The 24,079-nt window shown below is 64.9% G+C and carries 22 protein-coding genes; 7 read left to right on the top strand and 15 right to left on the bottom strand.

The genetic code is table 11. The features are described 5' to 3' along the window. Window positions 1-119: 119 nt before the first annotated feature. The gene (gene ahcY / locus ACO06X_RS00965; RefSeq protein WP_298164405.1) at window positions 120-1,538 is read right to left on the bottom strand and encodes an adenosylhomocysteinase; all 1,419 of its coding nucleotides are present in this window, start codon (window positions 1,536-1,538) and stop codon (window positions 120-122) included. 426 nt (window positions 1,539-1,964) lie between these two features. On the opposite strand from ahcY, the gene ACO06X_RS00960 reads away from it, so the two are divergent. From ACO06X_RS00960 to ACO06X_RS00950, 3 genes are all read left to right on the top strand, one after another. Continuing rightward, a complete protein-coding gene (locus ACO06X_RS00960) occupies window positions 1,965-2,444 on the top strand; it encodes a peroxiredoxin (RefSeq protein WP_421838160.1) in 480 nt (159 codons plus the stop codon). Between the two features lie 151 nt (window positions 2,445-2,595). Further along, window positions 2,596-3,594 carry a sterol desaturase family protein gene (locus ACO06X_RS00955; protein ID WP_421838159.1) on the top strand — a complete coding sequence of 333 codons (999 nt, stop codon included), beginning with the start codon at window positions 2,596-2,598 and terminating at the stop codon, window positions 3,592-3,594. 3 nt (window positions 3,595-3,597) lie between these two features. Further along, complete coding sequence (locus ACO06X_RS00950) at window positions 3,598-4,299, top strand: hypothetical protein (protein WP_421838158.1); 702 nt, start codon at window positions 3,598-3,600, stop codon at window positions 4,297-4,299. 37 nt (window positions 4,300-4,336) lie between these two features. Here ACO06X_RS00950 and katG read toward each other — a convergent pair whose 3' ends face one another. The 6 genes from katG to ACO06X_RS00920 all read right to left on the bottom strand — a co-directional run bounded on the left by katG (window position 4,337) and on the right by ACO06X_RS00920 (window position 9,806). Beyond that, entirely contained in the window at window positions 4,337-6,520 is a 2,184-nt protein-coding gene (katG, locus tag ACO06X_RS00945) for a catalase/peroxidase HPI (protein ID WP_421838157.1), read from the bottom strand. 144 nt (window positions 6,521-6,664) lie between these two features. Further along, the gene (locus ACO06X_RS00940) at window positions 6,665-7,402 is read right to left on the bottom strand and encodes a TorF family putative porin (protein WP_421838156.1); all 738 of its coding nucleotides are present in this window, start codon (window positions 7,400-7,402) and stop codon (window positions 6,665-6,667) included. A gap of 10 nt (window positions 7,403-7,412) precedes the next feature. Further along, window positions 7,413-7,865, bottom strand: a complete 453-nt coding sequence (locus ACO06X_RS00935; protein WP_421838155.1) for a hypothetical protein — start codon at window positions 7,863-7,865, stop codon at window positions 7,413-7,415. 109 nt (window positions 7,866-7,974) lie between these two features. After that, window positions 7,975-8,826 (bottom strand): alpha/beta hydrolase family protein, encoded by an 852-nt coding sequence (locus ACO06X_RS00930; RefSeq protein ID WP_421838154.1) that lies wholly within the window; start codon window positions 8,824-8,826, stop codon window positions 7,975-7,977. 49 nt (window positions 8,827-8,875) lie between these two features. Then, window positions 8,876-9,490, bottom strand: coding sequence for a GTP cyclohydrolase I FolE (gene folE / locus ACO06X_RS00925; protein ID WP_421838153.1), 615 nt, complete (start codon window positions 9,488-9,490; stop codon window positions 8,876-8,878). 46 nt (window positions 9,491-9,536) lie between these two features. Next, window positions 9,537-9,806, bottom strand: a complete 270-nt coding sequence (locus ACO06X_RS00920; RefSeq protein ID WP_421838152.1) for an FtsB family cell division protein — start codon at window positions 9,804-9,806, stop codon at window positions 9,537-9,539. Window positions 9,807-10,052: 246 nt separating this feature from the next. Here ACO06X_RS00920 and ACO06X_RS00915 point away from each other — a divergent pair, with 246 nt between their 5' ends. Further along, window positions 10,053-10,505: a PaaI family thioesterase gene (locus tag ACO06X_RS00915; RefSeq protein ID WP_421838151.1), complete on the top strand. Its 453-nt coding sequence runs from the start codon at window positions 10,053-10,055 to the stop codon at window positions 10,503-10,505. Between the two features lie 40 nt (window positions 10,506-10,545). On the opposite strand, the gene ACO06X_RS00910 is transcribed toward ACO06X_RS00915, so the two are convergent. Further along, the gene (locus ACO06X_RS00910; protein ID WP_421838150.1) at window positions 10,546-10,845 is read right to left on the bottom strand and encodes a hypothetical protein; all 300 of its coding nucleotides are present in this window, start codon (window positions 10,843-10,845) and stop codon (window positions 10,546-10,548) included. A 143-nt stretch (window positions 10,846-10,988) separates the two neighbouring features. Between ACO06X_RS00910 and ACO06X_RS00905 the strand changes: the two genes are divergently transcribed. Continuing rightward, window positions 10,989-12,737: a cation:proton antiporter gene (locus ACO06X_RS00905; protein ID WP_421839964.1), complete on the top strand. Its 1,749-nt coding sequence runs from the start codon at window positions 10,989-10,991 to the stop codon at window positions 12,735-12,737. Between the two features lie 111 nt (window positions 12,738-12,848). Next, entirely contained in the window at window positions 12,849-13,289 is a 441-nt protein-coding gene (locus ACO06X_RS00900) for a MarR family winged helix-turn-helix transcriptional regulator (protein WP_421838149.1), read from the top strand. Here ACO06X_RS00900 and ACO06X_RS00895 read toward each other — a convergent pair. Genes ACO06X_RS00895 through ACO06X_RS00870 form a run of 6 tightly spaced genes read right to left on the bottom strand, consistent with a single transcriptional unit; the run spans window position 13,279 to window position 20,674 of the window. Then, window positions 13,279-13,920, bottom strand: a complete 642-nt coding sequence (locus ACO06X_RS00895) for an N-carbamoylsarcosine amidohydrolase (RefSeq protein WP_421838148.1) — start codon at window positions 13,918-13,920, stop codon at window positions 13,279-13,281. The genes ACO06X_RS00900 and ACO06X_RS00895 overlap by 11 nt on opposite strands. Continuing rightward, complete coding sequence (locus tag ACO06X_RS00890; protein WP_421839963.1) at window positions 13,920-15,122, bottom strand: CaiB/BaiF CoA transferase family protein; 1,203 nt, start codon at window positions 15,120-15,122, stop codon at window positions 13,920-13,922. Before ACO06X_RS00890 ends, ACO06X_RS00895 begins: the two co-directional genes overlap by 1 nt. A gap of 6 nt (window positions 15,123-15,128) precedes the next feature. Continuing rightward, a complete protein-coding gene (locus ACO06X_RS00885; RefSeq protein ID WP_421838147.1) occupies window positions 15,129-17,015 on the bottom strand; it encodes a hydantoinase B/oxoprolinase family protein in 1,887 nt (628 codons plus the stop codon). An 11-nt stretch (window positions 17,016-17,026) separates the two neighbouring features. After that, the gene (locus ACO06X_RS00880; protein ID WP_421838146.1) at window positions 17,027-19,075 is read right to left on the bottom strand and encodes a hydantoinase/oxoprolinase family protein; all 2,049 of its coding nucleotides are present in this window, start codon (window positions 19,073-19,075) and stop codon (window positions 17,027-17,029) included. Between the two features lie 3 nt (window positions 19,076-19,078). Continuing rightward, window positions 19,079-19,996 carry a hydroxymethylglutaryl-CoA lyase gene (locus ACO06X_RS00875; protein ID WP_421838145.1) on the bottom strand — a complete coding sequence of 306 codons (918 nt, stop codon included), beginning with the start codon at window positions 19,994-19,996 and terminating at the stop codon, window positions 19,079-19,081. Continuing rightward, window positions 19,997-20,674, bottom strand: a complete 678-nt coding sequence (locus ACO06X_RS00870; protein WP_421838144.1) for a GntR family transcriptional regulator — start codon at window positions 20,672-20,674, stop codon at window positions 19,997-19,999. A 151-nt stretch (window positions 20,675-20,825) separates the two neighbouring features. Here ACO06X_RS00870 and ACO06X_RS00865 point away from each other — a divergent pair, with 151 nt between their 5' ends. Further along, window positions 20,826-23,369, top strand: coding sequence for a TonB-dependent receptor (locus ACO06X_RS00865; RefSeq protein WP_421838143.1), 2,544 nt, complete (start codon window positions 20,826-20,828; stop codon window positions 23,367-23,369). Between the two features lie 66 nt (window positions 23,370-23,435). Here ACO06X_RS00865 and ACO06X_RS00860 read toward each other — a convergent pair whose 3' ends face one another. Then, window positions 23,436-24,041: a GNAT family N-acetyltransferase gene (locus tag ACO06X_RS00860; protein WP_421838142.1), complete on the bottom strand. Its 606-nt coding sequence runs from the start codon at window positions 24,039-24,041 to the stop codon at window positions 23,436-23,438. Window positions 24,042-24,079 lie beyond the last annotated feature (38 nt).

Raw genomic sequence — 24,079 nt, 5'->3', positions numbered from 1 at the left:
GGCGCGGCAAATTACAATGTCAGGCAGGCCACAAGCTGTGGGATGGGCGCACGAAAAAGGCCCGCGCATCAGCGCGGGCCTCGTTCCGTCCAGTGGAGGCCGCAGACCTCCAGTGAAGCTTAGTAGCGATAGTGGTCCGGCTTGAACGGGCCCTGCTCGGGCACGCCGATGTAGGCCGCCTGCTTTTCGCTCAGCTTCGAGAGCTGCACACCAAGCTTGGCGAGGTGCAGCGCCGCGACCTTCTCGTCGAGGTGCTTGGGCAGCACGTAGACGTCGTTCTTGTACTGCTCGGGGTTGGTGAACAGCTCGATCTGCGCCAGCGTCTGGTTGGTGAAGCTCGCGCTCATCACGAAGCTGGGGTGGCCGGTGGCGCAGCCCAGGTTCACCAGGCGGCCCTTGGCCAGAATGATGATCTGCTTGCCATCCGGGAACTCGACGAGGTCGGTGCCCGGCTTCACTTCGGTCCACTTGTAGTTGTCGAGCGCCGCAATCTGGATCTCGCTGTCGAAGTGGCCGATGTTGCACACGATCGACATGGGCTTCATCGCCTTCATGTGGTCGGCGGTGATCACGTCCTCGTTGCCGGTGGCGGTCACGAAGATGTCGCAGCGCTTGACCGCCTCGTCCATCGTCACGACTTCATAGCCTTCCATAGCCGCCTGCAACGCGCAGATCGGATCGATTTCGGTGACCATGACGCGCGCGCCGCCGTTGCGGAGCGAGGCGGCCGAACCCTTGCCGACATCGCCGAAGCCGGCAACGCAGGCGACCTTACCGGCGAGCATGGCATCGGTGGCGCGGCGGATCGCGTCGACCAGCGATTCCTTGCAGCCATAAAGGTTGTCGAACTTCGACTTGGTCACCGAATCGTTCACGTTGATCGCGGGGAACGGCAGCTTGCCTTCCTTGGCGATCTGATAGAGCCGGTGCACGCCCGTGGTGGTCTCTTCCGAGACGCCCTTGATGTTCTTGACCGTCTCGGTCAGGTAGCCCGGCTTAGCCTTGAGGAAAGCCTTGAGCGCACGGACGAACTCGATCTCTTCGGCGTTGCTCGGCTCGAACAGCGTCTCGCCAGCCTCAACGCGGGCGCCCCACAGCGCGAACATGGTGGCATCGCCGCCATCGTCGAGGATCATGTTGGCAGTCTGGCCCGGGGTTTCGGCGTCCCAGGTGAAGATCGAACCGACATAATCCCAGTATTCGGCGAGGCTCTCGCCCTTGATCGCGAAGACCGGCACGCCCGACGCGGCAATCGCGGCGGCGGCGTGGTCCTGCGTCGAGAAGATGTTGCAAGTCGCCCAGCGCACTTCGGCGCCGAGCGCAGTCAGCGTCTCGATCAGCACGGCGGTCTGGATCGTCATGTGGAGCGAGCCGGTGATGCGCGCGCCCTTGAGCGGCTGCGACGCGCCGAATTCCTCGCGCAGGGCCATGAGGCCGGGCATTTCGGTCTCGGCAATCCTGATTTCGGCGCGCCCGAAGTCGGCAAGGCCGATATCGGCGATCACATAGTCTTTACGGGCGTCAAGCACGCTGGCCACGAGGCAGTCTCCAAGATTGCAGATCAAACGAAAAAGCCCGCCAAGACGATGGCAGGATTGCCACTCTCTTAGCGGGCCTCTCACCAATGCGCAATGGGGATATAAAGAAGTCTTTATATCACTTTCGGGCGATGCCGGATCTCATTCGCCGGATGGGAAGCCCAGCCAACTGCGCCAGCTCCTCGTCGCCAATTTCAGCAAGCGCGGCTGTCATCGTCGCCAGATTGTCCAGCGGCATGTCCCGAAATTGCCCACAAAGCCTCCGGCGTTCGGGAACCGGAAGCGCGCTCGGGATTTACCTGTCCTTAAAGGCCCGCGGTGAAGCGGACTTACCATATCGGCGGCGGTTGCGCTGTCACACACCGGGCCTATATCGGCCCATGCGCACCAACGCACAGATCAACACAACAAAGAGGATCCTTGCCCATGACGATTGCGGTTGGAGACAAGCTGCCTGACGTGAAGCTGGTGAAAGCCACCGCCGATGGCATCGATGCGGTGCAGTCCGCTGACTACTTTGCCGGCAAGCGCGTTGCGCTGTTTTCGGTCCCCGGCGCCTTCACCCCAACCTGCTCGGCCAAGCACCTGCCCGGCTTTGTGCAGAAGGCCGACGAGATCCGCGCCAAGGGCATCGACGAGATCGCCTGCACCGCCGTGAACGATCCCTTCGTGATGAAGGCCTGGGGCGCCGCCGCCGGTTCGGCCGACGTCACCATGCTGGCGGACGGCAACGGCGATTTCGCCAAGGCGCTCGGCCTCACGATGGACGGCACCGGCTTCGGTCTCGGCATTCGCGGCCAGCGTTTTGCCATGGTCGTCAATGATGGCACGGTCGAGCAACTCCATGTCGAAGCGCCGGGCGACTTCAAGGTTTCCTCGGCCGAGTATGTGCTCGAGAACCTGTGAGGTAATAAATCGTAATACTCATGCCGCAGTGCAGCGCATACAGCGCGGCACTGCGGCATGAATTGGCCCTAAAGCGCCGGTGCTACGGGCTTGACGACCGTCAAATATTTGCCATCCTCCCGTTCGCTGCACCGCACCATGGGGACGCGTGATGGACGGTATTCGAGTCGGAAAACGGATTGTTGGTGCCCAGTCGCCGGTAACGATCGGGTGGGACAACATTCCCAAGGTCGAAGGGGGGCCGTTCAAGCGCCTGTTCTTCACCTGGTTTCAGCCCGCAGTCTTTTTCGGGATGATCGCTTTCTGGTACTATGCGCCTAATTCCATCGCGAAGGCTTCGACCGCGATCGGTATCGGGATCGGCTTCCGCGTAATCCTGCAGATCCTCGAACTCACCAACCCGCGCCACAAAAGCTGGCAGATCACCTGGAAAGAACTGGCGACCGACCTGTTCTATGTCGGCGTATCGGCCACCATGGTGAATCTTGCGGAAAACTACATCGGCAGCGATGTCGCGATCGAGGCGATCCAGGGCGGCCTGCATCTTGAGAAATTCGCGTGGTTTACGGGATTGCCGCTGCTTTTGCAGGCTTTTCTGATCATCTTCATCTTCGATTTCGGCCAGTACTGGATGCATCGCGGGATGCACAATTGGTACCCGCTGTGGCTGCCGCACTCGGTGCATCACTACATCACCCAGCTCAACGTTCATAAGGGCGCGGTAGGCAATCCGGTGGAGCTGTTCCTGATCGGGCTCGGCATCGGCGGCCTGTTCGACTTCCTGCCGCGCGCGTTCTTGCTGGCGGGTGCCATCGGCATGTCGGTGGGCGCCTACCAACACATCAACGTGCGCTTCAACAGCCCGCGCTGGTGGCGCTGGACGTTCAACACCACCGAGCATCACAGCCTGCACCATTCGCAAGACTTTGAATCGACCCGCAGCAACTACGCCAACACCTTCATCTTCATCGACCGCCTGTTCGGCACTTGCATCGATGGCGAGGCTGAGTTGCTCGGCATGGAAGGCGGCCGCCGCATGTCGATCCGCGAGCAGATGCTCTACCCGTTCACCGAAGGGTGGAAGGCGTGGAAGGAGCGCAGATCGCGCGAGCCGTTCTTCGCGGATCACACTGCGGTCCCGGCGGAATAACACGTGGTATCGCTCGGCGTATCGGGGATGGAAGCCCGCCCCTCCCCTGCCGAAAAGGCCTCGCTCCGGCGCCTGATCACATGGATCTGGCAGATCCGCGGCGAAGTTCCGCTTCCCCCCGGCCAGGGCGCGGAGGAGGCGTTTGCGCGGCTCGATCCGCTCTTCGCTCATGCTGGAACCACCCACGCCCGCATGGGTGAAACGCTTCGGGTGACCAAGAAGGACCAACTGGCGCAGGATCCGCTGTCGATCGTCGATTCCGGCACGCTGCGGATCGAGGCAGCGGGCGAAGGCGCCGTACTGCACTACCATCTCGTCAGCCGCGCGCTGCTCTATTGCTTCCTGGCTCCGCTGCTGTTCCTCGCGGTTGGCCAGCTCACGGTTTTCCTCGGCACGCTCGAAAAGCCCAAGGCCGAGGAAAAGGGGAAGAAGGACGACGCCAAGAAGAACAAGAAGGGCGAGATCCAGCTCAACCCGGTCGACAAGTTCCTCGGCGCGCCCGCTCCCGAAAAGCCCAAGGACGAGAAGAAGGACGCCGCGAAGGGCGCCGGGGACAAGAAAAAGGACGGGGGTGAGGAGAAGAAGGGCTTCTCGCCCACGCCCGCCTATGTCTTTGCCAGCATCTTCGCAGCCCTCTGGCTGCTCGGCCGGGTGCTTGAACCATGGCTGATCAAGCGGCTGTTCAAGCGCAGCCTCGCGGACTGAGCCGCCGGGCACACGATGTGCCCGGCGGGTTCAACCATCACGCCAGATCGAAGCGATCCGCGTTCATCACCTTGGTCCAGGCCTTCACGAAATCGCGCAGGAACTTCGCGTCGCCGCCCGCTTCGGCATAGACTTCCGCCACTGCGCGCAACTGGCTGTTCGATCCGAACACGAGGTCGGCCCGGCTCGCCCGCCACTTCACTTCGCCGGTCGCGCGGTCGCGGCCCGTGAAGAGTTCCTCGCCACTGCCTTCAACCGCGCCCCACACCGTGCCCATGTCGAGCAGGTTGACGAAGAAGTCGTTGCTAAGCACGCCCACCCGGTCGGTGAACGCGCCAAGGTCGCTGCCACCCTGGTTTGCACCAAGCACCCGCAGTCCCGCCACGAGCACGGCCATTTCCGGCGCTGACAGACCCAGCAGCGAAGCCCGGTCGATCAGCAGTTCCTCAGTCCTCACCGAGTGCTTCGCCGCGAGGTAGTTGCGGAAGCCATCGGCGCGCGGCTCCAGCACCGCAAAGCTTGCCGCATCGGTCCACTCCGCGCTCGCATCCCCGCGTCCGCCGGTGAAGGGCACCGCACCTTCGAAACCGCCTGCCCTCGCCGCCGCTTCGACAGCGGCAGTGCCGGCCAGCACGATGGCGTCGGCCAACGAGAGGTTCCCGCGCAAGCTATCAATCACGCCGAGGACCTGGGCGAGTTCTGCCGGATCGTTCACCGCCCAGTCCTTTTGCGGGGCCAGGCGGATGCGTGCACCGTTGGCACCGCCGCGGTGATCGGTGCGGCGATAGGTCGAGGCCGAAGCCCAGGCCGCCTTGATCAGCGCCGCAGGTGCCACGCCCGATGCGAGGATCGCTTGCCTGAACGCCGCGATTTCGCCTTCAAGCGGCATCCGGCCCGCCGGTACCGGATCCTGCCAGATCAGGTCTTCCGCCGGGACTTCGGGGCCGAGGTAGCGCGCCTTTGGCCCCATGTCGCGGTGGGTCAGCTTGAACCAGGCCCGCGCGAAGGCATCCTTGAACGCTTCGTGATCGTGGCGGAACCGCTCGGCAATCGCGCGGAACTCCGGGTCCATCTTGAGCGCCATATCGGCGGTCGTCATCATCGTCGGCACGCGCCGCGCCGGATCATCCGCCGCCGGCGCCATGTCCTCCTCGCGCTGGCCAACCGGCTGCCACTGGTGCGCACCTGCGGGCGAGCGGACCAGTTCGTAGTCATAGTCGAGCAGCAGGCGGAAGTAGTTGCCCGACCATTCCGTCGGCGTGTTGACCCACGCGCCCTCGATGCCGCTGGTAATCGCATCGCCGCCCACGCCGCTGCCGTGGGTGCTCAGCCAACCGAACCCTTGCGCGGTGATGTCCGCCGCTTCGGGCGCCGGGCCGACCAGCGCGGCATCGCCTGCGCCGTGGGCCTTGCCGAAGGTGTGGCCGCCCGCGGTGAGCGCGGCGGTCTCTTCCAGATCCATCGCCATGCGCGCGAACGTGATCTTGATGTCGCGCGCGGATGCCAGCGGATCGGGCACCCCGCCCGGTCCTTCGGGGTTCACGTAGATCAGCCCCATCTGGATCGCAGCGAGCGGTTCTTCGAGCTGCGTGCCCTTGTCAGGCTGGATGCGCGTTTCGGCGGAATCGACCCACTTCGATTCCTGCCCCCAGTAGATGTCGCGCTCGGGCTCATAGACGTCGGCCCGGCCGCCGCCGAAGCCGAACACCGGCCCACCCATCGATTCTATCGCGACATTGCCCGCCAGCACGAAAAGGTCCGCCCACGAGATGTGCTTCCCGTACTTCTGCTTGATCGGCCAGAGCAGCCGCCGCGCCTTGTCGAGGTTGCCATTGTCGGGCCAGGAATTGAGCGGGGCAAACCGCTGTTGCCCGCTGTTCGCACCGCCGCGTCCGTCTGCTGTGCGATAGGTGCCAGCCGCGTGCCACGCCATGCGGATGAAGAACGGGCCGTAGTGCCCATAATCCGCTGGCCACCACGGCTGGCTATCGGTCATCAGCGCGGTGAGATCGGCCTTGAGCGCTGCGTAGTCGAGCGCCTTGAAGGCTTCGGCATAGTCGAAGCCGGGATCGGTCGGATCGGGCGAAACGCCGCCCTGATGGAGAATGTCGACCGGCAGCGCCTCGGGCCACCAGTCCTTGTTGGTACGGCCCAGGAGGGCGCGCGCGGCGTCCTTGTGGACTGGGCAACCGCCCGCTGCATCGCCGGTCTGCATGTTCATGGTGAAAGACTCCATCGCGTATTCGATGGAACAAAACTACGCCTAGTCGCTTTGAGCCGGAAGCGAGTAAAGTTCATCGCAGTGATCGGGTTTTGCCATCAAAACTCGCACATTGATCGATGCAATTTCAGAGTAACCAGCCCCTCAGAACGACAGGCGCACCCGCGCGACAACCCGATCATCCGCGCCTGATGGATCGGCAAACGGACCAGCTGGGGCCCCGCTCGTCGCAACCGTCGTCCCCACATACTCGAGCCCCAGGCTCAGCGGGTAGCGCGCATACTCTGCGCCGAGCTTCCAGTCGGTGTAGTCACCGGCGGGACGTAGACGCGTTGTACGCAGACCCTGCCCGCCCCCCGCCGTATGGCCGATGCTCGCCAACAAGGTGATGGGGACGCCCGGCAGGCCTGCATCCGCACCGACGCGCAGATGCAAGTTGTCGCCGCCGATCGTGCTCTGATGCGGCGCATACCACGCTGTCGCGGCAAGGCGCAGCGGACCAAGCCCGTATCGGACGCCCAGGACCAGTTCGCCGAAGTCCATGCTCTGGGATGCGCCGGCAAAGACATGGCCCACCGCCTCGGTGCGGAGAATGACCGGACCGAGCGCCCAGTCGCGGCCGATGGCCACATCGGCCACGAGATCCGCGCCCGCATGACGCGGCGCGCGTCGCAACGTGGCCAGCCGCAGCGATACATCCATGGCGCCAAGATCAAGCCGCGCATCGGCAGAGGCCGAGGCCCGGCCGCCGCTCCAGCTGATGCCGGCGCGCACATCATCGCTGACTGCTTCGGCTCCGGCCTCAAGCGGCTGCGCCCATGCCGCACCGGCTGGCAGAAGCACGATGGCTCCGGCCAGCCTCAGCATTATCCGGACTGTCACGGCTCCGGCTCTAGCCCTCGCGCGGCGTCCCCCGCATCCTGTCTGCCTCGGCCAGGATCAGCGCGCGGTCCTGCTCGACCAGCGCCATCAGCGCGGCGTGAAGGTCGTCGCGGTGCTTCGCCGCCAAGCGCTCCGCCGCCTGATCGCGCTGCGGGCACCAACCCGGCGCGGACCCCTTCACCACATCGGACTGCGCCAGCGTTCGCCGCGCCTCCTGTCCGGAACCGAGCCTTGCCTGCCGCTCCACAACCAGCGAAACCGTCCAGCGGCAGCGAAGTGTTTCCGGACGCCCGCCGACGCTAACGCTGCCGACCTGCTGCAGCGAAACCCGGCTCTTGCCTGAATAGTCCGCTGCGATCGTGCCTACGGGATGATCGATGATGGTCTTGTGTTCCATGGCCAGCACCGGAGCACCCAGCGCCAGAGTTGCCGCCGCTGCGGCGGCAAGCGTGCATCGTCTCATTGTCCTGTCTCCTGCCTTGGCCCGGTTATGGCCGGGTCCAAACGAAAGATAGGCATGATCCGATGTGCAGAAAGCGACTGCTTGGTAATATTTGATTGCTGTGCGCCAGTCAGCCCGGCGCGAGCAGCGGCTCCAGGAAGCTGATCACGCGCGCCTCAAGATCGATGCGGTGGTCGGACCAGCCGTGGTCGGTGGCGACATGGGCAGCCTGGACCTTGGTGCCACCTGCCTTGCGCACGGCGGCAACGAGCACATCGCCTTCCGTAGCAAGACCATCGTCCGACGTGAGCACCAGTAGCGGCATGGCCTTCAGTGCCTCGGCACGGTTCACGTAATCCCACTCACTGGCATGCGCCGCGAGCTCGGCCGAGAGCGCCTGCACCGAATTGTTGAGCGTTTCGCTGTTGTCAGCAACCAGCTTGGTCCGTTCCAGATCCGGCATCTGGCCGACATGCCCGAAATCGGCGGCAGAAATCAGCACAAGGCCGCGCAGGTCCGGTTCCTGCGAACCGGCCAAGGCCGTAACCCACCCGCCCATCGAGTGGCCGACCATCGCCATCCGCGCGGTGTCGATGCCAAAACGCACGGCGTTCGCGGGCACCCGCAGGAACGCCAGCACCGCGCGGGCGTCCTCCGGATTCTGGCCGAAGCGGAAAGCGCCCGGGCTTCCCCACGAACCACGATAGTTGAACGTGATCGCATTCCAGCCCTGCCGCCGCAGCGCCTGCGCCAGATCGAGGTTCTTCTCGTTGCCCGGAAGGCCGTGGCAGATCACGACCGTCGGGTGCGGTCCGGCCCCGGCGGCCAGATAAGCCACGCCGTTGATCTCCACCCCGCCGCTCGGGATATGGAGCACCTCCATCCGCGCCGGATGCGCCGGATCGGCGGGGGGATCGGTGTAGATCGCTGGCGGGATGGCCGGTGCCGCCCATCCGGCGGGTGCGGCAAGCGCAAGTGACACGGCGGCCAGTCTAGCAAATCCCTGCATATGTCCGCCGATCCTTTGCCTGTCAGTAGCCCATCAGGCTGAGCACTTCCTTGCGGCTGCGATTGTCTTCAAGGAACGTACCCATCATGCGGCTCGTCACCATGCCCACGCCCGGTGTGCGCACGCCGCGCCCGGTCATGCAGCCGTGCTGTGCTTCGATCACCACCGCCACGCCGTGGGGCTTGAGATTGTCCCAAATGCAGGTGGCCACTTCGGCAGTCAGCCGTTCCTGGATCTGCAGCCGCCGCGCATAAGCGTTGAGCACCCGCGCCAGCTTGGAAATTCCCACCACCTTGTCGCGCGGCAGATAGGCAATCGCCGCCTTGCCGATGATCGGCGCCATATGGTGCTCGCAATGCGACTGGAAGGGAATGTCCTTCAGCAGCACGAGTTCGTTGTAGCCGCCCACTTCCTCGAACTGGCGTGCAAGGTGCGATGCCGGATCCTCGGCATAGCCCTGGCAGTATTCCTTCCAGGCACGGGCCACGCGGCGCGGTGTATCGAGCAGGCCTTCGCGTTCCGGATCGTCGCCCGACCAGCGGATCAGCGTGCGGATCGCATCTTGCACATGCGCGGGGACCGGGATCTTGCCGTCCTCAACCGGATCGTCATCATCGTGTCCGTGGTGGACGGTCATGGTCAGTGGTGCTCCGAGAGATTCGCGCTGGGGATGCCGTATGGCATCACTTGCGCTGGATGACGATCTCGTCCGGATGCGCCACGTTGAGATCCGACCGCAGCAATTCGCCAACCAGATCAGGATCGGCATGGCGCGGATCGAGGAGATTGACCCGGTTGCGGAGCCGGTCACGCTCGGCCTGGAGCTGCTTCACCTCGGCCTGCCGTTGCTCGAGCAGGCGGGCGTTCTCGGTCCACGCCAGCACGCCGCTCGGCCCGGCAAGCGCCACCGCGCCCAGCAGCAGCAGCGCGACGAGCGCAAAGGTCTGCGTCATGCTCTCGCGCGGTAACTTGAGGGAAGTGTTGCGGCGTTTCATCAATTTGACAGAATCACACTTATCCCGCCGATTCAACCGGAAAAACACAAATCCGGCACAGGACGTTTACGCAGTGGGCTGTCAGGAAAGGCGGGCGCGCTGAGCTGTCACGCGCGAACCGATCATGTCCCGGCGGCTCATGCTGGCCGAAATCCAATTCCTTCCCTAGGGCAAGCACGCCATCAGTACGGATAGACCGACTCCATGACGACCGAAACGCCGCCATTTGCAGGAAAGCTGGAACCCGCGACCGATCCGGATTGGGCCGGATGGTATCACTGGGCGGGCAACGATCCGTTCGAGGATGATGTCGGCCCGTTTTATGTCCGCCGCGACGAACAAGGGGTAGTGACCGGATTCAGGCCGCGCGCGAAGAACTGCAACGCACATGGCAGCATCCACGGCGGCTGCTTGATGACGTTCGGCGATTTCTCGCTGTTCATGATCGCCAGCGCGACGGGCGAGGAGATGAGCGGCGTCACCGTCACCTTCAATGCCGAATTCGTGGGGCCTGCGCGCGCGGGACAGATGCTGGAAGCCCGCGGCGAAGTGATCCGCGCCGGCCGCAGCCTGGTCTTCGCGCGCGGCCTGATTACTGCGGACGGCGAGCCGGCGCTGGCGTTCTCCGGCACGTTCAAGCGGATTCGCGCGCGCTAGGGCAAAGCGGGGGAAGGACAGTGCCCTCCCCCCGGCATTCTCAGCCGATGCGCTTGCCGGTCATCGGGAAGCTGCCGAACATGCCTGCGGTCACAGTTCCGGTCAGGGCATCGCCGTCGATCGTCGCGGTGCAATCGAGCTTCATCGGCATCGGCACGGTGATGTCGCTCGACCAGCTGATGGTGTTACCATCAACCGTGCCACCGGTAATCTCCATATTGCCCATCGGCCCGGAATTGCTGCCGCTGAAGCCGCCCCCGTCGACATCGACGGTAAGGATCGAGGTTTGATCGCCCATCGGCGAACGGGTCACGCATTCATACTTGCCGGCAACAGACATGAATCTCTCCCTTGTGATCAACGGACGCAAGGAACCACGCTGCCTACATCAATGTCAATAGACTAGGACCGGCACGGACTGTTGACCTTGAGAGCGCGAAGCCTGACAACCGGTGGGTGACCTCTCCCCACCCCGCCTCGATCATGCACGACGGTTTCCTGCTGCTGGGCTTTGCGCTGGCCTTCGTGCTGCTGTTCCGCCGCCTCGGCCTCGGCGCGACGCTGGGCTATCTGGTCGCTGGCGCGATGCTGGGGCCGTTCGTGCTCAATATGGTCGGCGATGCCGAGCAGAAGCTGGGCTTTGCCGAGCTTGGCATCACGCTGCTGCTGTTCCTGGTCGGGCTGGAACTCGATCCTTCCAAGCTGTGGAAGATGAAGCGCGATATCCTTGGGTTCGGCCTGCTGCAGGTCTCGATCTGCGGGCTTGCCCTTGCCGGGGCGATCATGCTGACGACCAGCTTCTCCTCCGCCGCCGCGCTCGCGCTGGGTCTGCCGCTGGCGCTTTCATCCACCGCGCAGGTCCTGCCGATGCTGCAATCGTCCGGGCGCCTCAAGACCCGCTTTGGCGAGCGCGCCTTTTCGATCCTGCTGTTCCAGGATCTCTCGATCATCCCGCTGATCACGATCATCACCGCGCTGAGCCGCAATCCGGCCGATCTCGGCGGCCCGCCGGGCTGGCTGCTCGCGCTCGAAACGGTGGCGGCCATTGCGGGCCTCGTGGCGGCGGGGCGCTTCCTCATCCGCCCGCTGTTCCGCCTGATCGGCAATCTTGGCGAGCGCGAAATGTTCATCGTCGCCGCATTGTTCACCGTGATGGCAGCGGGCGCGGTGATGGAGTTGCTTGGCCTTTCGACTGCGCTCGGTGCCTTCATTGCCGGGGTCATGCTGGCCGACAGCCCCTACCGCCATGAACTCGAAGCCGACGTCGAACCGTTCCGTTCGATCCTCCTCGGGCTGTTCTTCCTCGCGGTCGGCATGATGCTCGATCTTGGCGCCATCGCGCGCGATCCGCTGTTCGTCATTTCGATGGCGCTGATGCTTATCACGGTGAAGGCCGCGGTCATGTTCGGCCTCGCGCGGCTGTTCGGCGTGCCCTGGCGCGGCGCGCTCGCGCTTGGCCTGCTGCTGAGCCAGGGCGGCGAATTCGGCTTTGTGCTGTTCACACAGGCGAGCCATGCCCTGCTGATCGCCCCGGAAGCGGCCAGCCTGTTCGGCGCTGTCGTCACCCTTTCGATGGCGACCACGCCGTTCCTGATGATGGCTACCCGCCGCTTCCGCGCCGAACCCGTGCCCAAGACCGCCGCCACCCGCGAAGGCCCCAGCAACGACGGCGCGAATGCGCTGATCGTCGGCTACGGCCGCTTCGGGCAGGCCGTGGGTCAGGTGCTGCAGGCGGGCGGCATCACCGTCACGCTGATCGATACCGATGTGGAGATGATTGACGTTGCCGGCACCTTCGGAGCCAAGGTCTACTTCGGCGACGGCACGCGGATCGACATGCTCCGGCAGGCGGGCGCTGCCGAAGCCGAAATGATCCTTTTCTGCATCGACGGGGACCAGCTCGATGCGGCAATGCTGGCCGCTGTCCACGAAGCTTTCCCGCGCGCCGCCGTCTTCGTCCGCGCCTTCGATCGCCGCGCGGTGATCAAACTGCGCGATGCCCCCGTCACGCTGATCATGCGCGAAACTTTCGAATCCGCCATCGCCATGGCCCGCGCCGCGCTCGACAATGCCGGCCTCAGCAACGAGGCGATCACGCGGGCCGAAACGCTGTTCCGCGCGCGCGACAGCGAACGCCTCGCCCTGCAGGTCGAAGCCGGCGATCCCCGCGTCGCCCGCGACCGGATCCTCACCGCCCCCGAACCGCAGGAACTGGAAGGCGAGCCCGGCTAGAGACCACGCTAAGTAGTTGCACTTGCATGGACATTCCCATGCAGTCGCATCATTTTATCGATGCATCGGCATGGAATTTCCCATGCACCCGCATCGAAAGGCTTGCCCGCCATGGCCATGCCGGCCGCAACCACCCTGCTTGCGTGGACCCGCCTGCTCCGCGCAGCCGATCTCGCCAGCCAGCATTGCGCCGCGACCCTGCGCGCACTCGGCCTGCCGCCGCCCGAATGGTACGATGTGCTGCTCGCCATCGAGCGCGGCGGTGCGCAGCGCCCGCGCGATTTGCAGGCCATACTGGGGACCGAGCAATATGCCTTGTCCCGCCTCGTCGATCGCATGGTCAAGGCGTGCCTCTTGACCCGCGTGCCCTGCGCCGAAGATGCACGCGGCTATCTGCTGCACCTCACGATAGAAGGCCGCGCAATGCGCGCCGCGATGTGGCCGATCTATGCCGAGGCCATCGAGACCGCACTCGGCGCGCGGGTGGACGAAGAGCACTGCGCTGCCTTGGCCCGGTTGCTCGCCCCGCTGGTAGAGCCGATCAGCGCGTGACAGTTGCCGCCATGAGTTCGAGCGCACGCGCCTCGCTGACGACTTCGGCATATTTGGCCTGAAGATCGAACAGGTTCGCCTCGTGCGGCGCGGCATGCCGGTCCCCGCAGGCATCGCGCACCACGAAAGGCAGAAAACCGTTCTGGCACGCATCGAGCGCGGTCGCCCGCACGCAGCCCGAGGTCGAGACCCCGGCGATCACCAGCGTATCGACGCCCAGCGAGGTCAGCGTCGCTGCCAGATGCGTCGCAAAGAAGGCCGATGCATAGCGCTTTGTGATGACGAAATCACCGTCCACCGGGCTCAAATGCGCCGGGAAGGCCCCCAACGGCGAACCCTTCTCGAACACCTTGAGCGCGGGCACCTTGCGGAAGAACACCCCGCCATCCGCGCCGCCGGGCTGGTATTCCACGTTGGTGAAAATCACCGGCGCGCCGCATTCCCTCGCTGCCGCAACAAGCCGCACCGCGCTAGCCACGGCATCCTCGACCCCGGCATAGAGCGGTGAGCCGGGCTGCAGGTAGGCCTCGACCATATCGATCACGATGACAGCGGGGCGCGTCCCGAACGGCAGCGCGCCATCGAACGCGCCCGCATAGTTGCCGGAAAGGTCAGCCTCGCCGCGCGCCATCAGATCACGCCGCCTGCGGCAAGCGCGGCCAGTTCCGCCTCGCTCATCCCCAGCAGCCCGCCATAGATCTCGGCATTGTGCTGCCCGACCGTGGCGGGCGCCGGACGGCGCACACCGCTTGGCGTGCCCGAAAGCTTGGGGAACGCGCCCTGCATCTTGAGTGCGCCAAACCGCTCGGTCTCCACCTCGATGATCGCGCCGCGCGCCTCGAAGTGCGGATCGGCGAGCATATCCGGTGCGCGGTAGACGCGGCCCGCCGGGATCGACGCCTCGATCATCAGCGCATCGACTTCATCGACCGTCTTGGTCAGGGTCCAGTCATTGATCAGATTGTCGATCTCGGTCTGGTTTGCCCCGCGCGCCAGGTGCGTCGCAAAGCGCGGATCATCGCCGAGTTCGGGCTGCCCCATAACTGTGGCAAGCCGCTTCCACAGCGAATCCTTGTTCGCCCCGATCATGAACTCGCCGTCCTTGCACGAATAGACGTTGGACGGCGCAATGCCCTTGAGGATCGAGCCCGAGCGCTCGCGGATCAGGCCCATGCGGTCGTATTCCGGCACGAGGCCTTCCATGACCTGCAGCACGCTTTCGTAAAGCGCCGCGTCGATCACCTGCCCCTTGCCAGTTTTCTCGCGCACGTGCAGCGCCGCCAGCACGCCCATGCACCCGTAAGTCGCGGTCAGCGTATCGCCGATGGAGACGCCCATCCGGCTCGGCGGCCGGTCCGGCTCGCCCACGATGTAGCGCCAACCGCCCATCGCCTCGCCGATGCCACCAAAGCCGGCGCGGTCCGAATAGGGCCCGTCCTGCCCATAGCCAGACATCCGCGCGATGATAAGGCCCGGCTGCTCGGCCAGCAGCACATCGGGGCCAAGGCCCCACTTCTCAAGCGTGCCCGGCTTGAAGTTCTCGATCAGCACGTCGGCCTCGCGGATCAGCCGCCGCACCAGCGCCTGACCTTCGGGAATGCGCAAGTTGGCCGAAACCGAGCGCTTGTTGCGCGCGATCACTTCCCACTGCACTTTCTCCGCGCCTTGGCCCCAATCGCGCATCGGGTCGCCGCCGCCCTTCCCGTTCACGTGCGGCGGCTCGACCTTGATCACGTCAGCGCCCATGTCGCCCAAGAGCTGGCCGCAGAACGGCCCGGCCAGCAGCTGGCCCAGCTCAACGACGCGGATGTCGTTCAATGCGCTTGCATTCATCACGGCTTACTCCGCCGCTTCCAGATGCGGCCACACGGGCTGGATCGGCGCGGCGAGGCCCGTTTCGCTTTCGCAGGCGCTGCGCAGCGCCTCGATACCCGGACCATAGTTGAACAACGGCAGCTCGCCCCGGCCTGCGCGCAGCTCGGCCCGCAGCGCTTCGGTTGCAGCCGTATCGACCACGCCCGCAGCGTCGGCGACCACGCCATAGTCCCGCGCACCTTCAGCGGTCACGAGGCCCTGCGTGATCTCAAGCCCAACCAGCGCCGGATCGCGCGCCAGCGGGTCACCCCAACCACCGCCGCCCCAGGTGATGAAGTGTAGCTGATCGCCAGCCTCGACTTCAACATCCTCTACCTTGTTGCCCACGATCACGCTCGTACCATCGGCGCGCTCGAGCACCTTGCGCGCGCGTTGGCCCGGTTCGCCGCCGTTCACGCCCCAGGGCGGGACGAACCAGCGGTCGTCGTGGATCGAGATCGTCCCGGCGCTGAGGAAGCGGTAGGTCATGTGGATGCCGTTGCCGCCGCGGTGGAGCCCCGCCCCGCCGCTGTCCGCTGCGCATTCATAGCGCTCGATCCGCATCGGGAAGTAGCGTTCAAGGAACTCGTTGGGCACGTTGGTGAAGCCCGGCCAGAGCGAGTGGCCGTCCGGCCCATCGCCCATCGGACGGCCCGGAATGCCGCCGAAGCCGATCTGGAACAGCTGGAACCACTCACCCTTCTTGCCGGGCCGCGCATCGTTGCCCGAATAAAACAGGTGCGGAGAAGACGAGAACCCGGCTGCATTGAGGAACTCGGGCGTTTTCTGGCCCAGCAGACCCCCCAGAATGTCGAAGATCCGCCCCAGCGCATGGGTCCGGCCCGAAAGGGCAGCCGGGAACTTCGGCTTGAGCAAGCTGCCTTCGGGAATGCGCACGTCGATCAGATCGTAGAACCCGTCGTTGAACAGGATCTGCGGATCGAAGACCATGATCATGTAGATGCCGAAGAACATCTTGAACATGTTCTCGTTAAGGAAGAAGTTGATCGAGGCCTGGCTCTGCGGATCGGTGCCCGCAAAATCGAGCACGACCTTTCCATCTTCGCGCCACATCGTGCATTTGATCTTGTAGGGACCGTAGCCCATGCCATCGTCGCAGATGTAGTCCTCGAAGCTCACCGGCTCCTCGGCAATCGCCATGCCGATCAGCGCCTGCATCGCGCGGTGGTTGCGCGCCAGCAGGTCCTGCGTGGCCGAGACATAAACGTCATCGCCAAAGCGCTCGGCCATCTCGACGACCCGGCGCGAGGCAACCCGGCAGGCTGCGATCAGCGCGTTGAGGTCGGCCTGGCACCAGTCGGGCTTGCGGGTCTGGTGCATGACGAGCTTCATCAGGTCGTCGTTGTATTCGCCCTTCTTCCAGATTTTCACCGGCGGAATGCGCACGCCTTCCTCGAAGATCGAGCGCGCATTGATCGGCATCGAGCCGACGACCTTGCCGCCGATGTCGCTCTGGTGGCCGAACATCGAGGTGTAGGCGATCAGCCGCCCATCCTTGAACACCGGAAGCAGCACCAGCCAATCGTTCGAGTGGCTGATCGCGCCATCGACCGAATAGGGATCGGACAGGAAAATCATGTCGCCGTCCTCGAGCGTGCCCTCGAAGTTGTCGAGAAAACCGCCGATAAAGCTGCCGAACTGGCCGACGATCATCTTTCCGGTGTGATCGGCGATCAGCGGGAAGGCGTCGCCCTGCTCGCGGATGCCGGGTGACATCGCGGTGCGCACGAGCGTCGCGTCCATCTCGATGCGCGCATTGCGCAGCGCGTTTTCGATGATGTCGAGCGTCACCGGATCAATGGGAACGCGGTTGAAGGGGACGGGGTTCGTCTGGACGATGGTTGCGGGCATGTCGCTATTCCTCAGGCCAGATTGATCAGGATGTTGCCGACAGCATCGACCGTACCGACGCAGCCGCTTTCGATGAGCGTGGTGGAGTCCATCTCGCAGACGATGGCCGGCCCGGGGATCACGTCCCCGGCGCGCAGCAAGGCGCGATCATAGATCACTGCGGCCTGCTCGCGCCCGTCCATCCACAGCGTGTGGTCCCGCATCTTCGCCGCCGCCGGGTTGCCGTCACCCTTGGGCAGTTCGGCCGCCGGCAGATCGAGCGCGCGGCCGAGCGCGACAGCGCGCAGATTCACGATCTCGTGCGGGGTGTCCATGTTGAAGGTGAAGAGGCGCTTATGCTCGGCATCGAAGCGCGCGAGGATCCCGGCAATGCCGTCTGCTTCCAGCACGTCTGCCGAGATCGTCAGCGGCACTTCGAAGGCCTGACCGGCATAGCGGACGTCGACTTCGAACTCCGTGGTGATCTCGTCCTCGGGTACGCCGTCAGAGAGCAACTCGCCGCGCGTCTGCGCTGCCATTTCGGCGAGAATCGCGATCAACTCGCTCGCCTCGGTCTGCGTGGCGAGACGCGAGAAGCTGCGCGCCGTCTCGGTGCGCATCCGCGTTGTCGCATCGCCCAGCGCGCAGAGCACGCCCGGCGAAACGGGCGAAACCGCGGGCCATGCGCCGAGCAGACGGGCAATGGCATTGACATGCAGCGGACCCGCCCCGCCGAAGCCCATCAGCGCGAAGTGGCGCGGATCGTAGCCCTGCTGCACGGAGATCATGCGCAGCGCGCCGAACATGTTCTCGTTGACGATATCGATGATCCCGCGCGCTGCCGCCATCAGGTCGATACCCAGCGCGTCGGCGATGGTCTGCACCGCCTTGGTCGAAGCCTCGCGGTCGAGCCGGAAGGTGCCGCCAAGGAGGTTCTCGGGAAGATAGCCGAGCACGACATTGGCGTCGGTCACGGTCGGCAATTCGCCGCCCTTGCCATAAGCCGCCGGCCCCGGCACCGCGCCTGCAGATTGCGGGCCTACCCGAAGAGCCTTGGTCAGTTCTGGAACATAGGCAATCGAGCCGCCACCCGCGCCCACCGTCTTCACATCGAGCGCCGAGGCACGGACCGAAAGGTGGCCCACCTCGGTCGTGCGCTGGCGGCGCGGCTCGAGGTTTTCGATCAGCGCCACGTCGGTCGAGGTGCCGCCAACGTCCAGCGTCAGGATATTGCGGATACCCGCATTGCGCCCGACCCAGATCGCACCCGTCACGCCGCCCGCAGGGCCGGACATGAGGATGTTGACCGGATGCTCCTCGGCCTTCTGGGCAGACATCAACCCGCCGTCCGAGCGCAGCAGCGAGAGCTTGCCGGTCATGCCCTCGGCCGCGAGGCGGTCACGCAGGTTGGAAACATAGCGCCCCACCACCGGACGCACCGCCGCATTGGCGACAGTCGTCAGCGTACGCTCGTACTCCTGCATTTCGGGGAGCACCTGATGGCTCAGCGAAACCGGCACACCGGGGAGGATTTCCGCCGCCAGTTCGCCCACCCGCACTTCATGCGCGCCGCTCACATAGGCGTTGATCAGGCTCACCGTCACCGCCTCCACGCCCTGCGCCTTGAGCAGGCCAAGCTGCGTGCGGATATCGGCATCATCGAGCGGGCGCACTTCGTTGCCCTCGGCATCAATGCGGCCCTTCACCGTCACGGTGTCTTCCAGCGCGGCGAGCGGCGTCGGCTTGGGCCAGATGATCCAGCCTGCCAGACCGCCCGGCACGAAGCTGCGCGCGATCTGGAGGATATGGCGATAGCCTTCGGTCGTTACGAGGCCGACGCGCGAACCTTTGCCTTCAAGCACGGCATTCGTCGCGACCGTGGTCCCGTGGAGGAAATAGTCGATATCGCCGGTGGTGATACCGGCCTTGGCGCAGATCGACGTCACGCCATTGAGGATGCCCTCGGAACTGTCGTGCGGCGTCGACGGCGTCTTGTGCCGCCAGAACGCGCCGCTCGACGTATCGAACAGCAGCAGATCGGTAAACGTGCCGCCAACGTCGACACCAAGACGGTAACCCATGCCTTATCCCTCTTGAAGCTGTTTCGGAAACGCCGGCGCTCTGGCAACCATGCCCGGCAAAGTGCGCCCCATCACCTCGGCCAACCAGTGGTTGGTGGCAATGAGCGCGGAAAGATCGAGCCCGGTGCGCACCCCGGCGCGTTCGAGCATATAGACGACGTCTTCGGTCGAAACGTTGCCCGCCGCGCCAGGCGCGAAGGGGCAGCCGCCGAGCCCGCCGATCGAAGCGTCTACAGTCCGCGCCCCGGCTTCTACCGCTGCCCAGACATTGGCGAGCCCGGTGCCGCGCGTGTTGTGGAAGTGCACGCGTACCGGGATCGGAGCGACCAGTTCGCGTACCGCCGTCACGAGCCGGGTCACATGCGCCGGATTGGCGACCCCGATCGTGTCCGCCAACGCGATCTCGACCGGCGTGGCGGCAGCGAGCGCTTCGGCCATGGCGAGCACGCGCGCTTCGGCCACTTCACCCTCGAACGGGCAGCCGAACGCCGCCGCAATCGTCACTTGCCCGAATTTGCCCGCGTTGCGCGCCGCATTGATGATGCCCTTGGCCGCCTCGATCGAGCCGTCCGAAGTCTGGCCCTGGTTGGCCATCGCAAAGGTATCCGTCGCCACGGAGACCGCGCCCAACTGGTCGATGCGCCCCGTCGCCAACGCGCGATCTGCACCGCGCGCGTTCATCACGAGGCCGATGTAGGTCACGTCGCCGCGCACCGGCAGACCGGCGCAGACCGCTTCGGCATCGGCCATCTGCGGCACGGCCTTGGGGTTCACGAAACTCGCCACCTCGATCCGGCGCGCGCCGGCCGCAAGCGCCCGGTCGATAAGCGCGAGCTTGTCCGCTGTGCTCACCATGGCCTTCTCGTTCTGCAGCCCGTCGCGGGGGCTGACTTCGACCATTTCGATTGAATTTGTATACATTTACTCGGCCGCTTCCTGAGTCATTCCGGCATCGAGACGGGCCCGGTGCGCATCGGCGTAGGCATGGTAGGCGCGCAGGATATGGCTGGTCATGATCGCCTCGGCCCAGGCCCCGTCCCGCCGCGCAAAAGCGGCCGTCAGTTCCTCGTGTTCGGCATGCGAGCGGCGCAGCTCCTCACGCGAGTATTGCCGCGCAGTGCGCAGCACGACAGGCTGCTCGATCAGCGTACCCAAAAGGGCAGCCAGACGCCGCGAACCCGCCACTTCGAGGATGATCGCGTGGAACTCGCGGTTCCCGTCAAGGAACCCGGCGACGTCCGGTAAGGGATGCTGGATCGCTGCCGAAAGAATCCGATTCGCCGCCCTGATTCGGGCCAGCGCGGCCTCGGTCATCCGCTCTGCCGCGCGCCGTGCCGCGCGGGCCTCCAGCATCGCCCGCAATTCAAAGGCATCGGCCACGTCGTCGATCGACCAATCCGCCACGAACGTGCGCTGCGTATCGGTGCGGCCGACCAGCATATCGGCCTCCAGACGGCGCAGCGCCTCGCGCACCGGGGTGCGGGAAACCCCGCACATTTCCGCGAGCGCTTCCTCGCCCAGCTGCGCGCCGGCGGGGAGCTCTCCAGAAAGAATCATGTTCCGGATCGCGCTGTATGCACGATCAGAGGCGCGCGACATTGAGGCTCCCAAGATTTCTGCAACCAATCGGCTTGACCGATGGCATTTGTATACAATATCCATGTCGCCTATCAAGCCGTGAATGCCATGGGGGCACGATCAAGAACACGGCAGCCGAAAACGGCGATCATACTGACAGGGAGTACCACCGATGCGCATCTCGCAATGGCTGAACACCGCCAGCCTCCTTTCGGCTTCCGTCGCAGGCCTTGCCTTCGCCGTCACTCCGGCCTTCGCGCAGAGCGAACCGCAGGCGCAGGCCGCCGATACGCCCGCCCCCGCCGAGGAAGGCGCGATCATCGTCACCGCCCGCCGCCAGAATGAGCGGCTGCAGGATGTTCCGGCCTCGGTCTCGGTACTGACCGCAGCGACGCTGGCCAACACCGGCTCGACCCGCGCAGCGGACTTCACGAACCTGACCCCCGGCGTCACGATCGTGACCGGCACCGCAGAGGCGGGTGACACCCAGATCAACATCCGCGGCATCAACGGCGCGCGCGACGCGGAAAGCTCGGTCGCGCTCGTCGTCGACGGCATTCTCAAGACCAACACCGCGCAGCTCAACCAGCGCCAGGGCACGCTCAGCCAGGTCGAATTGCTCAAGGGTCCGCAGGGCGCAATCTACGGTCGCAACGCGGCGGCCGGCGCCATCGTGCTGCAGACGATCAAGCCCACCGACACGCTGACCGGCGCGGTGCGCGCTTCTTATGCCGAGCAGAACACTTTCGACGGCGCCGCGCACATCGCCGGCCCGCTGGGCGAGAACGCCGGCTTCGTGCTCGCGGGAACCTACTACAAGACGGACGGTTTCTGGCGCAACGAGCGCGATGGCAGCAAGACCATCGCCGACAAGGAAGACTGGTCGATCGATGGCCGCGTGCTGATCGGCAAGGGCACCGACACCCAGATCGATCTCAAGGCACGCTACGCCCAGTTCCGCGGTGCTTCGCTTCCGTTCAACGCCTCGTTCCACCTGCCCAACTTTGCGGCGGTGAACCCGAAGTTCTACGAGAACGTCAACAGCCACGAATTCCGCTTCTACCCGAACATCCGCGCCACCAACGACCAGAACAGCTTCGATTTCTCGGCCAAACTCGACAAGCAGCTTGCCGATGGCCTCAAGCTCGTCGGCTGGGTGCTTTACTCGAACGTCGATCAGGACCTCGTCGCTGACGGCACCTCGGCGGACTTCGCCCGCTATATCAGCGCGGTGAACCCGGCGGCCCAGCCTGCCGTCAATGCGTGCTTCGCCAGCACCGCCGCCAACACCGGCTTCCCGGTCAACCAGCCCGGCTTCATCGGCGCGATCCCGGTGCCCTTCATCTTCGCACCGGCCAATGGCTCGACCTTCGGCCCCTACAGCCCGACGACCTGCGACGGCACGCAATACCAGGTCCGCACGCAGAAGGACATTTCCACCGAGTGGCGCCTGATCGGCGAGCCCGGTGGCCCGATCACGTGGCAGATCGGTGCCTACTATCTGCACATCGACCGCTCGACCGGCGTGAGCCTGGGCGCCGATACCGGCAAGGGCGTGATCAAGCAGCTCTACAACGCGCCGGATAGCGCCAACCCCACCTCGCTGCTGCTGGCCGACAAGTTCAAGACCAACGTCTACGCCGCGTTCGGCAGCGTCGAATACAAGCCTTCGGAGAAGTTCGAGGCGGGCGTCGCCTTGCGCTACGACATCGAGCGTCGCCGGTCCTCGAGCCTTGTGCCGACCGCAACCGACCCCTTCACCGGCGGCCCGATCAACCCCGGCCAGGCCTTCGGTCCGGTGACCGACAAGGCGGCGACCTTCAAGCAGTTCGAACCCAAGGTCACGCTCAGCTACAAGCCGATCCCGGAACTCAACCTCTATGCCAACTGGGGCATCGGCTTCAAATCGGGCGGCTTCAACAACCAGGGCTCGGCTGCGGTCGTCAACGCCAACTTCAAGCAGTTCATCAACGCCAACGTGAACATCAACGACCAGTACGGCAAGGAATGGTCGAGCGCGTGGGAAGCGGGCCTCAAAGGCAACCTGCTCGATGGCAAGCTGACGTTCGATCTGGCGGGCTACTACACCCAGGTCCACGGCATGCAGTTCTTCGAGTTCTTCGTCGGCAGCTTCGGCCTGCTGCGCGTGGTCTCGAACATCGACAAGGTCGATCTCAAGGGCGTCGAGCTCAACGTCGCGGTCAAGCCCGTGCGCGGGGTCAAGCTGTTCGGCTCGGTCAACTACACCGATAGCGAGATCAAGAAGAACTCGGCGCGCCCGAACACGATCGGCAACAAGTCGCCCTATACCGCCGACTACACGATCAACCTGGGCGGCGAGATCGAGCAGCCGATCAGCGATGGCGTGCGCTTCATCGCCCGCGCCGATTACCGCGTGACCGGCCCGACCTGGTTCTCGACCGTGCAGAACCAGACCGCGCCGACGCTGTTCTCGGGCCTCCTGCCGATTTCCGCGCTGCAGCTCCCGGCTGTGGTCGGCGATGCCAAGTACGACGTCGCCCGCCGCAACACCTTCGGCGTGCTCAACCTGCGCGCCGCGCTGCAGACCGATCGCTACAGCATCGCGGTCTTCGCCAACAACGCGACCGACAAGAAGTACCTCGCCGAAGTGATCCCCGCGATCGAGTTCGGCGGTTCGTTCATCTCGCCCGGCGCACGCCGCATGATCGGTGTGGAGCTTGGCGCCAAGTTCTGATCCCGAGCACTCCAACGCTCGAATGGAAGGGGCCCATGCCGCCAGCGCGGCATGGGCCCCTTTCCGTCAGCCACGTGCGGATACCGGCCAGAGAAAGCGCTGATAAACGCGCCCGTTCATGTCGACATCGTCAGCGTAGCGCACGCCGAACTTGAGTGCGACGGAGCGCGAGGCCGCGTTATCCGCGTGGATCACGGACATGATCGCGGGATGGGCGAGATGCTCCTGCGCATAAGTCCAGACTGCGCGCGCGGCTTCCGAAGCATAGCCCTGCCCCCAGTTCTCGCGCGCGAAGGTATAGCCTAGTTCAGGCTGCTTCTCGAACGCCACCCCTTCCGGCACATGTGTGCGGAAGAACCACATCCGGCGCAGAAGACCCGGTCGCGGATCCGCTTCGAGCACGCCGTCGCTCAGCCCGGATCGCCCGAGGCGCTTGCCGTCGGCCTTGCGCGTTACCTGCAGGGGGCCGAGGCTGGCATGGGCATAGCCGTGCAGCACATCGGCCAACCACTGCTCGGTCTCGGCAGATGTGCGCGGCATGCCCGATCCGATATAGCGCGCCACATCGGGATCGGCGTGGATGGCGATGAGGAAGCCGAGATCGTCCTCGGTCATGCGGCGCAGGATTAGCCGCTCCGTTTCGAGAAAGTCGGTTCCGGGCAGCAGTGTCATGCCGACGGGCCTAGTCCTTTTCGGAGCCGGACGTAAGC

Origin of the sequence: Novosphingobium sp. (assembly GCF_965229225.1) — a bacterium.
GTDB lineage: Bacteria > Pseudomonadota > Alphaproteobacteria > Sphingomonadales > Sphingomonadaceae > Novosphingobium.
Note: the sequence above shows the minus strand (reverse complement) of the source record. Positions and strands in the feature narration are given on the sequence as shown.